The 14,454-nt window shown below is 67.4% G+C and carries 10 protein-coding genes; all 10 read right to left on the bottom strand.

Annotated features, from left to right (window positions below):
• Positions 1-48 precede the first annotated feature (48 nt).
• Positions 49-1,371 carry a M48 family metalloprotease gene (locus M2650_RS00585; protein WP_249469919.1) on the bottom strand — a complete coding sequence of 441 codons (1,323 nt, stop codon included), beginning with the start codon at positions 1,369-1,371 and terminating at the stop codon, positions 49-51.
• Between the two features lie 8 nt (positions 1,372-1,379).
• Positions 1,380-3,206 (bottom strand): CHASE2 domain-containing protein, encoded by a 1,827-nt coding sequence (locus M2650_RS00590; protein WP_249469921.1) that lies wholly within the window; start codon positions 3,204-3,206, stop codon positions 1,380-1,382.
• Positions 3,207-3,296: 90 nt separating this feature from the next.
• Entirely contained in the window at positions 3,297-4,175 is an 879-nt protein-coding gene (locus M2650_RS00595) for a polyprenyl synthetase family protein (protein WP_249469923.1), read from the bottom strand.
• Positions 4,168-4,419, bottom strand: coding sequence for an exodeoxyribonuclease VII small subunit (locus M2650_RS00600; RefSeq protein ID WP_249469926.1), 252 nt, complete (start codon positions 4,417-4,419; stop codon positions 4,168-4,170). Before M2650_RS00600 ends, M2650_RS00595 begins: the two co-directional genes overlap by 8 nt.
• Before the next feature lie 919 nt (positions 4,420-5,338).
• Complete coding sequence (gene tilS / locus M2650_RS00605; RefSeq protein ID WP_249469928.1) at positions 5,339-6,652, bottom strand: tRNA lysidine(34) synthetase TilS; 1,314 nt, start codon at positions 6,650-6,652, stop codon at positions 5,339-5,341.
• A gap of 80 nt (positions 6,653-6,732) precedes the next feature.
• Entirely contained in the window at positions 6,733-7,692 is a 960-nt protein-coding gene (locus M2650_RS00610) for an acetyl-CoA carboxylase carboxyltransferase subunit alpha (protein ID WP_249469931.1), read from the bottom strand.
• Between the two features lie 270 nt (positions 7,693-7,962).
• Positions 7,963-11,493: a DNA polymerase III subunit alpha gene (gene dnaE, locus M2650_RS00615; RefSeq protein WP_249469933.1), complete on the bottom strand. Its 3,531-nt coding sequence runs from the start codon at positions 11,491-11,493 to the stop codon at positions 7,963-7,965.
• A 246-nt stretch (positions 11,494-11,739) separates the two neighbouring features.
• Complete coding sequence (locus M2650_RS00620; RefSeq protein ID WP_249469936.1) at positions 11,740-12,366, bottom strand: YkvA family protein; 627 nt, start codon at positions 12,364-12,366, stop codon at positions 11,740-11,742.
• A 161-nt stretch (positions 12,367-12,527) separates the two neighbouring features.
• Positions 12,528-13,163: a ribonuclease HII gene (locus M2650_RS00625; RefSeq protein ID WP_249469938.1), complete on the bottom strand. Its 636-nt coding sequence runs from the start codon at positions 13,161-13,163 to the stop codon at positions 12,528-12,530.
• Positions 13,160-14,392 (bottom strand): lipid-A-disaccharide synthase, encoded by a 1,233-nt coding sequence (gene lpxB / locus M2650_RS00630; RefSeq protein ID WP_249469940.1) that lies wholly within the window; start codon positions 14,390-14,392, stop codon positions 13,160-13,162. The genes M2650_RS00625 and lpxB overlap by 4 nt, the downstream gene beginning before the upstream one ends.
• Positions 14,393-14,454: the final 62 nt, after the last annotated feature.

The following is a 14,454-nucleotide window of genomic DNA, read 5'->3' on the forward strand; positions in this document are numbered from 1 at the left end:
CCCCGGATGCGGACGGCGAATTCGCCGCCCGCATCCGCCGCCTCCCCCTCATTGCCGCTCGGTGTAATTCTCGAGCGCGCCGTAGCCGCGGCGGTCGATCTGATCCAGCCGGTCGCCCAAGGCCGGATGCGTCTTGTACAACTGCGCCATGCGCGACGACTGCGTGCCCAGCGACGCCATCTTCTGTAGCACCGAATACAAGGCCAGCGGGTTGTAGCCCGAACGCGCCAGATAAATCTGCGCCGCTTCGTCGGAACGGTATTCGGCGCCGCGATCCAGGCTGGTCAACATGATCGCCGCGCCGTTCCTCTCGACGAAATCGCGCGCGTAGCTGCCGGCGATGCCGCCGCCGGTGTTCACTTGGCGCAGCGCGACGTTCTTGCCGGCGGTGGCCATTTCCTGCTTGTGGATCACGTTGTAGTGGTCGCGCTGGACGATGTGGCTGATCTCATGGCCTAGCACGGCGGCCACTTCGGCGTCGCTGTCGAGCAGTTGGTACAGGCCCCGCGTGACCAGCACATAGCCGCCGGGTGCGGCGAAAGCGTTGACGTCGGTGGAATCGATCACGCCGAAAGTCCACGGCAATTCGGGCCGGCTGCTGTGCGAAGCGACCCAGCGTCCGATCGTGTTGACGCGGCGCTGCGCGGCATCGTCTTGCCACAACGGCCGCGCGCCGAGAATGCGCGCGGCCAGCAGCGGGCCCAACGCCAATTCTTCGGCCGACTGCTCGGCTTCCGATTTGCCGATGGACGCGTCGGCGACCTCTGCCGCACTGTCGACTTTGCCTCCCAGGCCGCCGCCGAGCTGCGACAGCAGGCCGCGCGCCAGCGACAACCCGGACCGCTTCTGCGCCTGCGTGGCGCCGCCCTTGCCGGCTGCGGGCCTGGCTTCGGTGGCGTAAGGCACGACCGTATCGGCGAGGTTCTGCGAACGGGCGTAGCTCGCGGCCGCCGCAGGCGTCGTGCGATACGACTCCATCTTGGACAGCTGCGCGTTGTTGGCGTAAGCGGTGCGCAGATCGTTCTCGTCCAGGCCGCGCACGCCCGCGGTCTCGCTGGCGCGGCCGGCGCCGGACTTGCCGGCGAACAGCACCCCGGCGCCGGCGTTGTCGACGCCCGCCGAGGCCATGCGCACGTCGTTGACGCGCACGTAGCCGGGCTTGTCGGCTAGCTTGAGCTGGTACCACAACCCTTTCTGCGAGGAAATCCGCACCGGTGCGTTGCGCTTGAGCTTGGCGACGCGCGCCGCCGAAAAATCCGGACCGCTATAGACGTCGATGTTGGGTTTGCTGACGACCGCGGCGATCTCGGCATTTTGGCCTGCGGCCGTGGCCACGCCGCAGCAGGCGAACAGGATCAGGACGTAGCGCATGGGCTCTCTCATCGTGGCTGGGGCTCTGTCTTGAAGAACGTATTCGAGGCCGACAACGGCCATTCCAGCGGCTCGTTCAGGTCCTGGCCGAGCAGCTCGCGCAGGCGCATGCGCTCGCCGCGTTGGCTGTCGTCGCGGCCGTCGTCGATCTCGGCGGCGACCACGCAGATCAGCACGCTGCCGTCGTCGTCGAGCCTTTCGTCCTGCTCGTTGAAGTGCCTGTAGAGCGCGTCCAGATCGCGCTGCGCGAGCGCGAACGCCTGGGCCCGGTCGCGGCCCTTCCAAACCAGCAGCATCAGGTCGTCGAGAATGTCGTGCAGCCAGCTCTTGCGTTCGACCACGCCTTCGATCATCACCGCATCGCAGCCCGCGTACAGGAACCGGCGCAGGCGGCGGCGGTATTCGCGGCGCCTGCGCTTGGCGGCGCGGCCGTCGAGCCGCGGATCGGGTACGAAGCGCAACCGCGCCATCGCCAACCATGGATAGTCGCCGGCGTCGTATTCGGGCAGGTAGTCGGCGTTGCCGACCGCGCGGCCGCGCTGCACGCCGGCGTACAGCCGGCACAAGCCGAAGTTCAGGCTGACGAAGCCCAGGCTGGCGAAAATATCGAAGAAGGCGCCGAAGAAACTCAACCCGACGAAGGCGATCAGCAGCAGCAACAGGTTGGTGGCCACGAACACCGAGTCGACGTCTTCGTGCGGCTCGCCGCGCCAGAACGCGAATGCGGTCAGCACCACCAGCACGCCCGCCAGCAGGTATTTCAGCCAGGTCGGCGGCATGCGGATGGCGCTGCCGGCGACCAGCGCTTCGGTGGCTTCGGCGAGCACGTCGACGCCGGGCATGATCGGATCCACCGGCGTCGGCTTGGCGTCGTTGAGCCCCGACGCGGTGTAGCCCACCATCGCGATCCTGCCGCGCAGCGGCAGCGCCGGGCGGTCCTTTTCGCGGCAGATCGCCTCGCCCGTGAGCAGGTCCGCGGCGCTGACGTGCGGCAAACGGCTGTCGCGGCGCCAGTTGGGGCGCACCGTGGCGGCAGGCGGCTGCGCGATGCGCTTGCGGGCGGCGATCGCGGTCTGCAGCGGCAGCGACGCCAGCGCCCAGTCGCCGACGTCCTCGCGCAGCGGTATGTCGCGCAGCACGCCGTCCTGGTTGCGGGTGACGTTGGCCAATGCGCTGTAGCGGCGCATGTTCTTGCCGTAAGGCAACTGCATCGCCACTTGCGGGTTGTCGCGCGGCGGGCGCACCACCGCGAAAGCCGATGGCGCATCGATCATGCGCAGCAACGCGGCTTCGTCGTAATCGCGATGCAACCGGTCCGATGCGAACACGAAGCGGCCGGCGCCGCCTTCGGCCATCGCATCGAGCATCGCATCGCCCTGCGGGTCGTCGGGCGATGGATCGACGAACAGTACGTCGTAACCGACCGCGGCGATGCCGCCGCGGTCGAGCGCATCGAGCAGGTCGGCGTGGCGTTGCCGGCTCCATGGCCAGCCGCCTTCTCCGCGCGAACGGAAATGGTCGATCGAGCATTCGTCGATCTCGACCACGATCACGCGGCCCGACGGCGCCGGTTCCCATGGCCGCCAGCGCACGACTTTGTCGAAGATCGCGTCTTCGGCCGCGTCGAGCGAGCGCGTATGCGTCCAATCCCACGCCAGCCAGCCGAGCGCGGCGCAGGCCAGCAGCGGGTAGTAAGCGAATTTCAGCCGGAAGCTGAGCCGCGAGAACGGGCGGCGGTAGGCGCGCTCGACCCTGGACCAGTTGTCCATGAACAGGATCGCCGACTTGGCCATCGCGGCGTCGACCCACGCCAGCAGCCGCCGAAAGATCCGCATCAGCCCCTGTCCTCTTCCATGCGCGATTCCGGTCCCATCGACGGATCAACGCGAAAAGCGTGCCGTCCGGGTCAGGCTTGCCGCCTGGGATCAGCGGCGGCGCTCGATCGCTTCGCGGCCGAGCGCCGCCAGGCGCGCGGTGCGTTCGCCGAACGGCGCCAGCGCATCCGCCATGGCCGTGGCCAGCGCCTGCAGCCGCGCGCGCGAGCCGTCGATGCCCAGCAGCGCAGGGAAGGTCGCCTTGGCCTGGGCCGCGTCCTTGCCTGCGGTCTTGCCCAGTGTGGCGCTGTCGCTTTCGATGTCGAGCAGGTCGTCGCGGATCTGGAAGGCCAGGCCGAGCGCATCGGCATAGCGATCGAGTTGCGCGCGTTGCCCGGCGTCGGCGGCGGCTGCGATCGCGCCCATCCGCACCGAGGCGCGCAGCAAGGCCCCGGTTTTCATCGCATGCAGCCTTTCGAGATCGGCGAGCGATACGGATTTTCCGCCCGTGGCGTCGATGTCCAGCGCCTGTCCGCCGCACATGCCGCGCGCGCCGGCGGCGATCGACAGCTCGCGCAGCAGCGCGACGCGCACGCCATCGGCGAAAGGCGCGTCGGCCAGCAATTCGAAGGCCAGCGATTGCAGCGCGTCGCCGGCCAGGATCGCGGTGGCTTCGTCGAAGGCGACGTGCACGGTGGGTTTGCCGCGGCGCAGCGCGTCGTCGTCCATCGCCGGCAGGTCGTCGTGCACCAGCGAATAGGCATGGATCAGTTCGACTGCGGCGGCGGGCACGTCCAGCGCCGCGGCGTCGGCGCCGAAAGCGGTGCCGGAGGCGTAGACCAGCAGCGGCCGCATGCGTTTGCCGCCGTCGAGCGCGGCGTGGCGCATGGCGGCGTGGAGGCGTTGCGGGGCTTCGTCGGCGCCAGGCAATGCGCGGTCCAGCGCGCTTTCGACCCGCGCGCGCCAGGCGGCGTAATCGGACTCAGGCATCCGGCTGAAAAGGTTCCGCCGAAGCCGGATCGGCCGGGTCGCTGAGCAGGCGCACGCGTAGTTCGGCTTGTTCGAGGGCTTGCTGGCAGCGGCGGTAGAGGCCGACGCCGCGTTCGTAGGCGGCCAGCGATTCTTCCAGGCTCATCTCGCCGTGCTCCATTCTCTCGACCAGTTGCTCGAGCGCGTCGAGTGAACTTTCGAAATCGGCGACGGGCGAAATTTCGGCGGCGGGTTTGCGGGCCATGGGGGCAGTTTAAGCCATGTAACGGCCCGCAGGAACGGGCCGCTGTCCGAGCGCTTTCAGGTCCGCGAAGCACGGATCGCCCGCTGCCTTCGCTCCGCCTTTGTGGAGCGGGGCCTGCCCCGCAGCTCTGCCACTCTTGCTCCGGCTCTGTAGAGCGGAGATTGCTCCGCTGCTCTTCGCTCTTATGCCGTTCGCTCTTAAGCCGTCATCCCAGCGAACGCTGGGACCCATGTTGCTTTCGCTCTTGCCCCTTAAAGCCGTCATCCCGGCGAAGGCCGGGATCCAGGCCGGCGTCCTTGCGGGTGCGCTGCGACTCGCACCATGGGAAAAGGCTTCCGCGCTGCGCGCGGGTCACTTTCTTTGCTGGCCCAAAGAAAGTAACCCAAGAAAGGGCCTGAACTGCGGTGCGATGGGTCGCACCTGAAAGTTCGCCAGCGGACCTGCTTTCGTCGTGGGTGACCTTCTTACGCAGGTACTAGATTTTGATTCGCAGCGTATGGGTGACGTGGCTTTTGCGGATTTGCGCTAAGGAGTCGTTCTGATCGATCGCCTCGCATCTGAATGTCGAAGCGACGGAGGAATCCCGAGGGCTGGCGAGCGGTGGCCAAGAACACGGGGGTAGCCCATCGCCGTAATCCCTTCCAAAGGCCCCTTTTCTTTGGTTACTTCTCTTTTTGGGCCCCACAAAAAGAAAGTAACTCGGCCGCGGTTTTAGCGGACGAAACGCCGGCCTGGAAGGCCGGCAGATCGCCAGAACCCAACAGCAAAGGCAGCGGAGCAAGCTCCGCTCTACAGAGCAAGAGCAAATCTCCTCCGGCCCCTACTTTCAAAGAGGGGGAACAAGCAAAGGCGCTGGATGACCGTCTTCGCGGGGACGGCGGCATGAAAGCAAGAGCAAAAGCAGTGAGGCGAATTCGCGTTATAGAGAAGACGCAGCGATGCGCCAGACCAGGCGTGCGCCGCGCTCGCGCAACCAGGTGTCGAAGGCGGCCGAATAGACCAGGTCGCCGGCGGCGAACACATCGACGCCATCCGATAACAGCGGCAGGCGCGTGCGTTCCCATGGCGGCACGCCCAGGTCCTGCAGGACATGCTTCAGCGCATGGCTGTGATCGCGGCCGGGCAGGGCGATGCGTTCGCCGCCTTGGCGCGCGTGTGCCCGCAGCGGTCGGTCGAACCTATCCGCGCCTTCCAGCGCCAACTCGCCGCCATCCGGCAAGGTCAACGGCGTGCGGCCGTCCCATTCGGTCGACCAGTCCACAGGCAATGCGGGGCGTTGCCAGTCGGCATGAAGAAGGCCGCGCCAGCGCCGGACGACGGCGCCGGACCAGGCGAAGGCGGCTTCCGCATCCGGTTCCGCTTCGATAAGGTCTTGTTCGATCGCAGCGATACCCTGCGCGGGCAGCGGCGGCAATGCGAGTTCTTCGATCCAATGCCGCAACACGCGCGCGCGGCGCGCCATCGGGATACGCTCGAGCCTCTCCGCGTCCAATGCGTTCGGGTCGAGGCTGCGCACATCGGCGAGCGCCGCGACGTCGCCGTCGGCCAAGAGCGCGCTCGATTCCGCGCACAGCGCCGCGCTTAGCGCGAATGCCGGATCGGCATGCGGCCAGCGTTCGCGCAGCAGCGGCAGCACACGGTGACGCAGGTAGTTGCGGTCGAGCGATACGTCGTCGTTGCTGGCGTCTTCGATCCAGCTCAGGTCCTGTTCCCGTGCGTAAGCGGACAAAGCGGAACGCGGAATGCCGAGCAGCGGACGCCACAGCCAGCAGCGGCCGAACTTGCGCAGCGGCCGCATCGCGCCCAGGCCGTCGGGTCCGGATGCGCGCAATGCGCGCAGCAGGAAAGTCTCGGCCTGGTCGTCGCGATGGTGCGCGGTGACCAGCACTTCGTCCTCGCCCAACACGCTGCCGAACGCGGCATGGCGTGCTTTGCGCGCCGCGGCCTCGGGGCCTTCGCCGCCGTCGCGCGCCACCTCCACCCGCAGCACCGTCAGCGGAATGGCGAGCGCATCGCAGACGCGCCGGCAATGCGCGGCCCAGGCGTCCGCCTGCGGGCTCAGACCGTGGTGCACGTGGATCGCGCGCAGGCCGGCGTCGCGGGCGGCGGCGATGCCGGAGAGCAGGTGCAGCAATGCGGTCGAATCGACGCCGCCGCTGAAGCCGATGTGCAGCGGCCGCGGCGGCATGCCGCGCAAGGCGTGTTCGAGGTGCGTGCGCAGCGGGGAAGGCATGCGTGGATGGTGCCACGGCCGCACATTTTTTTCTTGCGGGAAAAGCTCGCGGCTGAAGCCGCTCCTACAAAAGCCGGGGCTCAGGCGGCTTCGTAGGCGCCGTAGCCGCGCAAGCGCTGATAACGCCGCTGCAGCAGCTGTTCCACCGGTATTTGCTCGAGCGCATCCAGTTCGTTGAGCAATACCGCTTTCAGGCGCGTCGCCATCTGCTTGGGATTGCGGTGCGCGCCGCCGATCGGTTCGCGGATCACCTTGTCGATCAGGCCCAGCTCGTGCAGGCGCTTGGCGGTCAGGCCGAGCTGCTCGGCGGCATCCTTGGCTTTCTCCGCGGTTTTCCACAGGATCGAGGCGCAACCTTCCGGGGTGATGACGGAATACGTGCTGTATTCCAGCATCAGGGTGCGGTCGCCGACGCCGATCGCCAGCGCGCCGCCGCTGCCGCCTTCGCCGATCACGGTGCAGATGACGGGAATCTTCAGCTCCGCCATTTCCAGCAGGTTGCGCGCGATCGCTTCGGATTGGCCCCGCTCCTCGGCATCGATGCCCGGCCAGGCGCCGGCGGTGTCGATGAACGTGAGCAGCGGCAGTTTGAAGCGCTCGGCCAGTTTCATCAGCCGCAGCGCCTTGCGATAGCCTTCGGGCTTGGGCATGCCGAAATTGCGGCGGATCTTGGCCTTGGTGTCGCGGCCCTTTTCGTGGCCGATCACCACCACGCTGCGGCCGTCGATGCGCGCCAGGCCGCCGACGATGGCGTTGTCGTTGGCGAAGGCGCGATCGCCTGCGAGTTCCTGGAATTCGTCGCAGATCACGCGCAGGTAGTCGAGCGTGTACGGCCGCGCCGGATGGCGCGCCAGTTGCGACACCTGCCATGGCGTCAGATCGCGGAAGATCTGCGCGGTGCGCAGGCGCAATTTGTCCTGCAGCGCGTGCACTTCGGCATCGACGTTGACCGCGGGGCCGGTGCTGGCATGCCGCATTTCCTGGATCTTGGCTTCCAGGTCGGCGATCGGCTGTTCGAAGTCGAGGTAGTTGGGATTCATCGGTACGGATGGAACGGCGAGGCGGGCAGTCTACCTGAGCGGGCCATACTCAGCCGTGTGGAAGGGACGGCATTGCTTCACCCCCCTCTCCCGCTTGCGGGAGAGGGCTGGGGTGAGGGCGCGCGAAGTTCCAGATCGCGTCAAAAAATGCTTAGCGTGTTGATTCGTCCCGATAGCAGTATTCGTCGTAGATGCTTTGGCGCGCGCCCTCACCCAACCCTCTCCCGCAAGCGGGAGAGGGCTAAAGACGGCAGGACAGGGGTTTGAAGCTCAGCCCGCCCAGGGCCGCGACATGGTGAGCTTCACCGTCCGCACGCCCGGCTGCTCGCGCAGCGCGGAAGGCAGGTCCGCGTCGACGCGCACGCCTTGGCTGCCGTTGAGGTCCAGCGTGCCGGCGGCGCCGTCGCGCAACAGGTCGAAACGGATCGGCGTAGCGCCGGGCCGGTGCCGCGCCAGCAGCGCATCGATACGTTCGAAGGCGCCGGGCACGCGCAGATCCAGGCGCAGCGACAGCCGTTGCGCCACTTGCGGGCAGATCTGCTGGAAATCCCAGCAACGCCGCGCGCGCAGCGAGAAGCCGCCGCTGAATTCGTCCTCGCGCAAGCCGCCTTCGATCACCAGGATGCGGTCGCGGGTCAGCAGTTGCGCGAATTCGAGATAGGTTTCGGCGAAGAAGGCGCATTCCAGCCGGCCGCGGCCGTCGTCGATCTGGACGAAGGCCTGGCTGTCGCCTTTCTTGCGCAGGGCGACGACCTGACCGGCGATCACCACGGTTTTTTCCGGGCGCCAGCTGCGGCGGTCTTCGTCCGGGCGCTCGCTCCAGATCCGGTCGAGCTCGCCCAGGTCGTAACCGACCAGGCTGCGCAGCTCGTCGCGGTACGGATCCAGCGGATGGCCGCTGAGGTAATGGCCCAGCGTTTCGCGTTCGCCGTTGAGCTTCTGCGTCAGCGGCCAATCTTCGACATTGGGCAATGCCACGTCGATGTGCGGTTCGGCGCTGGCGCCGCCGAACAGCGATACCTGTCCGGCTTCGCGCTCGCGCGCCAGCTGTTCGGTGGCCTTGAGCACCTCGGGCAGTTGCAGCATCAGCGAGGCGCGGTTGCTGCCCAGCGCGTCGAGCGCGCCGGAATGCACCAGCGCTTCCAGCACGCGCTTGTTCAACTTGGTCGAGTCGATCCGTTTGCAGAAATCGAGCAGGTCCGCATACACCCCGCCGCGCAGCCGCTCGTGCGAGATCGCCTCGCAGGCGCCGCGGCCGACCCCTTTCACCGCGCCCAGGCCGTAGCGCACCGTGCGATCGTCGATCGCCTCGAACATGTAGTTGGACGCGTTGACGTCCGGCGGCAGCACGCTGAGCTTGAGCGCGCGCGCCTCGTCGAGGAAGCCGACCACCTTGTCGGTGTTGTCCATGTCGCTGGACAGCACCGCGGCCATGAATTCGGCCGGGTAGTGCGCCTTCAGCCACGCGGTCTGGTAGGCGACCAGCGCATAGGCGGCCGAGTGCGACTTGTTGAAGCCGTACTCGGCGAATTTCTCCATCAAGTCGAAGATCTGCGTGGCGCGGCGCGGATCGACGCCGCGCTCGGCGGCTCCGGCTTCGAACTTGGCGCGCTCCTTGGCCATTTCCTCGGGCTTCTTCTTGCCCATCGCGCGGCGCAGCAGGTCGGCGCCGCCCAGCGAATAGCCGGCCAGCACCTGGGCGATCTGCATCACCTGTTCCTGGTACACGATCACGCCGTAGGTCGGCGACAGCACCGGTTCCAGCGAAGGATGCGGATAGCTGACTTCGGCGTTGCCGTGCTTGCGGTCCACCCAGTCGCGGTCCATGCCCGAACCGAGCGGGCCGGGGCGGAACAGCGCCGCCAGCGCGATGATGTCTTCGAACCTGTCCGGCCGCGCGCGCTTGACCAGTTCGCGCATGCCGCGCGATTCGAACTGGAACACTGCGACCGTTTCGCCGCGCGCGAACAGTTCGTAGGATTTCGCATCGTCCAGCGGCAGCGCCGAAATATCCAGCGGTGCTTCGCCCGCGGCTGCGCGGCGCGCGTTGATCGCCTTCACCGCCCAGTCGATGATGGTCAGCGTGCGCAGGCCGAGGAAGTCGAACTTGACCAGGCCGATCGCTTCGACGTCGTCCTTGTCGAACTGCGTCACCGGGCTGCGGCCCAGACCGTGGCCGTCGTGTTCGGCGAACAGCGGGCAGAACTCGGACAGCGGCGCGGGCGCGATCACCACGCCGCCGGCGTGCTTGCCGGCGTTGCGGGTGAGGTCTTCCAGCTCCAGCGCGAGATCGACGAGGTCGCGCACGTCGTCCTCCGCCTCGTAGCGCTCCTTGAATTCGGCGACGATGCGGCCCGGATCCTTGCGCGCGCGCTCGCCGCGGCCGATGGCGTCTTCCAGCGTCATCGGGTCGGTCGGCTGCAGCGGGATCAGCTTCGCCAAACCATCGACGAAGCCGTACGGGAAGCCGAGCACGCGGCCGGCGTCGCGCAACACGGCCTTCGCCGCCATCGTGCCGTAGGTGATGATCTGGCTGACCCGGTCGCGGCCGTATTTGGCGGCGACGTAATCGATCACTTCGTCGCGCCGGTCCATGCAGAAGTCGATGTCGAAGTCCGGCATCGACACGCGTTCGGGATTGAGGAAGCGCTCGAACAGCAGGTCGTACGGAATCGGATCCAGGTCGGTGATGCCCAAGGCCCAGGCCACCAGCGAACCCGCGCCCGAACCGCGCCCGGGCCCGACCGGAATGTCGTGCTGCTTGGCCCAGTTGATGAAGTCGGCCACGATCAGGAAGTAGCCCGGGAACCCCATCTTGATGATGACGTCCAGTTCCAGTTCCAGCCGCGCCTCGTAGTCCGCGCGCGTCTTGCCTTCGGCCAGCGGCGTCTTCTCCAGGCGCTGCGCGAGGCCTTCGCGCGCCTGCGTGCGGATCCAGCTTTCCAGGGTGTGATCGTCGGGCACCGGGAAGGCGGGCAGGTAGTATTTGCCCAGGCTGAGTTCGAAATTGCAGCGCCGCGCCAGATCGATGGCGTTGTCGATCGCGTCGGGCGCGTCGGCGAACAGTTCGGCCATCTGTTCGCTGGATTTGAGGTATTGCTCGCGGCTGTAGTCGCGCGGGCGCTTGGGATCGTCCAGCACGCGGCCGGAAGCGATGCAAACGCGCGCCTCGTGCGCTTCGAAGCCTTCCGCGTCGAGGAAGCGCGCGTCGTTGCTGGCCACGACAGGAATGCCGCGCGCAGCGGCCGCGTACAGCGCGAATTCGTTGAACGCGGCTTCGCCGTCGAGATCGCAGCGGGTCAGTTCAAGATGCAGCCGGTCGGGGAACAGCCGTTGCGCATCGGCCAGCCATTGCTCGGCGTGGTCCTGGCGGTGCGCGGCCACCAGGCGTCCGGCCTGGCTGTGGCGCCCGGCCAGCGCGAACAGGCCGGTGCATTCTTCTTCGCGCAGCCAATCCGGGCGCACCACGACGCCGTCGTGGCGATGGCCTTCGAGCCAGGCCCGGCTGAGCAGCCGCGACAGGGCCAGGTAGCCGGCGCGATCGCGGCACAGCAGGGTGAGGCGCGAGGGCGCCTCGTCGCCCTCGGCGATGCTGATGTCGGCGCCGGCGATGGGTTTCACCCCGGCGGCTTCGGCGGCCTTGTAGAACTTGACCAGCGCGAACAGGTTGTTGCGGTCGGTGATGGCCACCGCCGGCTGCTGCAGGGCGACGCAGCGCGCGACGAGCTCCGGCACGCGGATCGTCGAATCGGCAAGCGAATACTCGCTGTGCAGGTGGAGGTGGGCGAAACGTGCGGACATCGGCGGGCCGGCGGGCGAACCCGCAGGTTAGGCCGCTGCGGGGGCAGGGACAAGGCTTGACAGTTTAAGCCCCTCTCTCGTCGGGAGAGGGGTTGGGGTGAGGGTTCGGCGAAGCGAGGCAGTTCAGGATTCCGATGAAGCCGCCGGCTTGAGTCCGATGCTGCTGTCGGGCCGTCCGTGGTTTCACCGAACCCTCATCCGGCGCTATGCGCCACCTTCTCCCGGTGGGAGAAGGGAAAGGCACTGCTACGCGACCCGGAAACGCTGCCCGCGCTGCCTATCGTCCAGATGCAGCCCGTCGTTGGGCCGCATCCGCCGGTGCAGGATCGAGATCGCGGCCATGCGATCCCCGATCCAGGCGGCGCGCCGCTGGGCGCCGTCGCCGTCCGGATGCAGCGTATCGCGGTACAGCCTGAAGTCGCGGTACTCCTCGGCCTCGGCGGCAACCGCCGGCCAAGCCAGTTCCAGCAGCAATACATCGTCCAGCTGTCCCAATAGCGGGATCGTGTCGGTGATCAGGTCGTCGGGCTGGTCCAGGTAACGCAGCAGTTTGCGCACGCTGGCGCAGTCCGCCTCGGCGCAGTCCCAGTCGGGATCTTCGACCATGGCGCGCAGTTCCTCGATGCGCGACAGGCGTTCGTCCAGCACGTCGCGCGCTTCGGCCTCGGGCAGCGACAGCAGCCAGGCGGCGAGTTGCGACACGCGTGCGGCGTCCACCTGCTCGGCCTCGGGGTAGATGTCGCGCAGTAGCGCATCGAACGCCGCGAATTGCGCAGCGTCGATATTCAGGCTGTCGGAAAGGTGGCTGCGGCCATCGGCGCCATTGGGGCGCGGCAACGGTCGGTCGGTCGGATATATGGATTGCGGACGCATCGCGCACCTCCTGCCAGTCCGGCCTGCGAAGGGAAGTCGCGGGATCGGCCGGCAGTCGCGCGACCATGCCTTTCTATGGATGCGCGAAAAGCTTGCGGGGTTGCGATCGATTTGTCGTGAGGCGGAAGTGGGAGTGACCTTGGGCCTAATTCAGCCTTCGATCAGATTTGCGGCAGTTCCAACTGGCGTTCGAAAGCCTGCGCCACCGGCGCGAAGCTGCGGCGATGGTGCGTGCAAGGCCCGTGCGCGCGCAGGGCGGCCAAGTGCGCGGGCGTGGAATAGCCCTTGTGCTCGTCGAAGCCGTATTGGGGATGGGTTTCGTGCAGTTCCAGCATCGCGCGGTCGCGCGAGACTTTGGCCAGGATCGATGCGGCCATGATCGAACGGTCGCGCGCATCGCCGCCGATCCACGCTTCGGCAGGACAGGGCAATGCCGGCGGCAAGTGGTTGCCGTCGATGCGGGCGATGCCGGCCGCATGCGATACGCCTTCCAGCGCCAGGCGCATGCCGCGCATCGTGGCCTGGAAGATGTTGATGCGGTCGATCTCTTCGACTTCGATGAATACGACCTGCCAGGCCAGCGCGCGTTCCACGATCCGCGCATACAGCGTTTCGCGGCGCGCGGCGGCGAGCTGCTTGGAATCGTCGAGGCCGTTGATGCGCGGTCGGGACGGATCGAACACCACCGCGGCCACCACGAGCGGTCCGGCCAGCGGTCCGCGGCCGGCTTCGTCGACGCCGGCGACCAGGAGCCGGGATTCGGGATTCGGGATTCGGGATTCGATGGCTAGGTTCATGGCTTGGCTGCGAATCCCGAATCCCGAATCCCGAATCTCGGCTGTTCCGCCAATTCTGCCACGGCCTCTGCGGCGCGCAACGACGCGTTGCGCCGCAGCGCTTGGTGCAGCTCGCGGAAGCGCAGCGGCAGCGCCGCCATCGAAGTCGGGTTGCGCAGCCAGCTGGAGATCGCCGCGGCCAGGTTTTCCGGCGTGCAGTCGTACTGCATCAGCTCCGGCACCAGCGCTTCGTTGGCCAGCACGTTGGGCAACGAATAGTGGTCGACCTTTAGCATGCGCAGGCCCTTGACGATCGAATAGGTGAGCGGCGCGATCTTGTAGGCCACCACCATCGGCCGCTTGGCCAGCATGCCTTCCAAAGTCGCGGTGCCCGAGGCCAATAGCACCACGTCGGCGGCGGTCATCGCCGTGCGCGCGTTGCCTTCGGTGATGCGCAATGCCGGCTTCAGCGCCGCCGCATCGGGGTGGGCTTCGAGCTCGCGCTCGAAGGCGGCGCGCGCCGCCGCGTTCGCCATCGGCGCGACGATGCGCAGGTTCGGCTGCGAGCGCAGCGTCAGCAAGGCGGCCGACAGGAAGTCGCCGCTGAGCCGATGGATCTCGCCCAGGCGCGAGCCCGGCAACAGCGCCAGCATCGGCGTGTCCGCGGTCAGCGCCAGCGCGTCGCGGGCGGCGTGGCGATCGGGGTCGAGCGGCATTTCGTCCGCCAGCGGGTGGCCGACGAAGCGCGCGTCGACGCCGTGGCGCGCGTAGATCGCCGGTTCCATCGGGAACAGGCAGAGCACGCGATCGGCGCTGCGACCGATCTTTTCCGCACGCTTTTCGCGCCAAGCCCAGACCGACGGGCTGACGTAATGCACGGTGCGCACGCCGCGCTGTTTGAGCCAGCGTTCGAGGCCGAGGTTGAAGTCGGGCGCATCGATGCCGACGAAAACGTCGGGTTTCCATGCGAGCAGGCGTTCGCGCAATTCGCGGCGCAGTTTCATCAATCGCGGTAGATGGCGCAGCACTTCGGCCAGGCCCATCACCGCCAGCTCCTGCGCGTCGTACCAGGCGTCCAATCCGGCTGCGCGCATCGCGTCGCCGCCCACGCCGGCGAATTCCGCGTCCGGATAGCGCGCGCGCAGTTGTTCGATCAGGCCGGCGCCGAGCAGGTCGCCGGAGGCTTCGCCGGCGACCAGGGCGAAACGCTTTCCGCCATGAATAGGGCTTGTTGGCTCTGAACTTGGCAAGGCGCTCTCGGTGCGGGCGGCGAAACATTAGTTTGCCGCATTTGCCCCCCTCTTTGAAAAAA

It is taken from the genome of Luteimonas galliterrae (assembly GCF_023374055.1).
GTDB classification, from domain to species: Bacteria; Pseudomonadota; Gammaproteobacteria; order Xanthomonadales; family Xanthomonadaceae; genus Luteimonas_C; species Luteimonas_C galliterrae.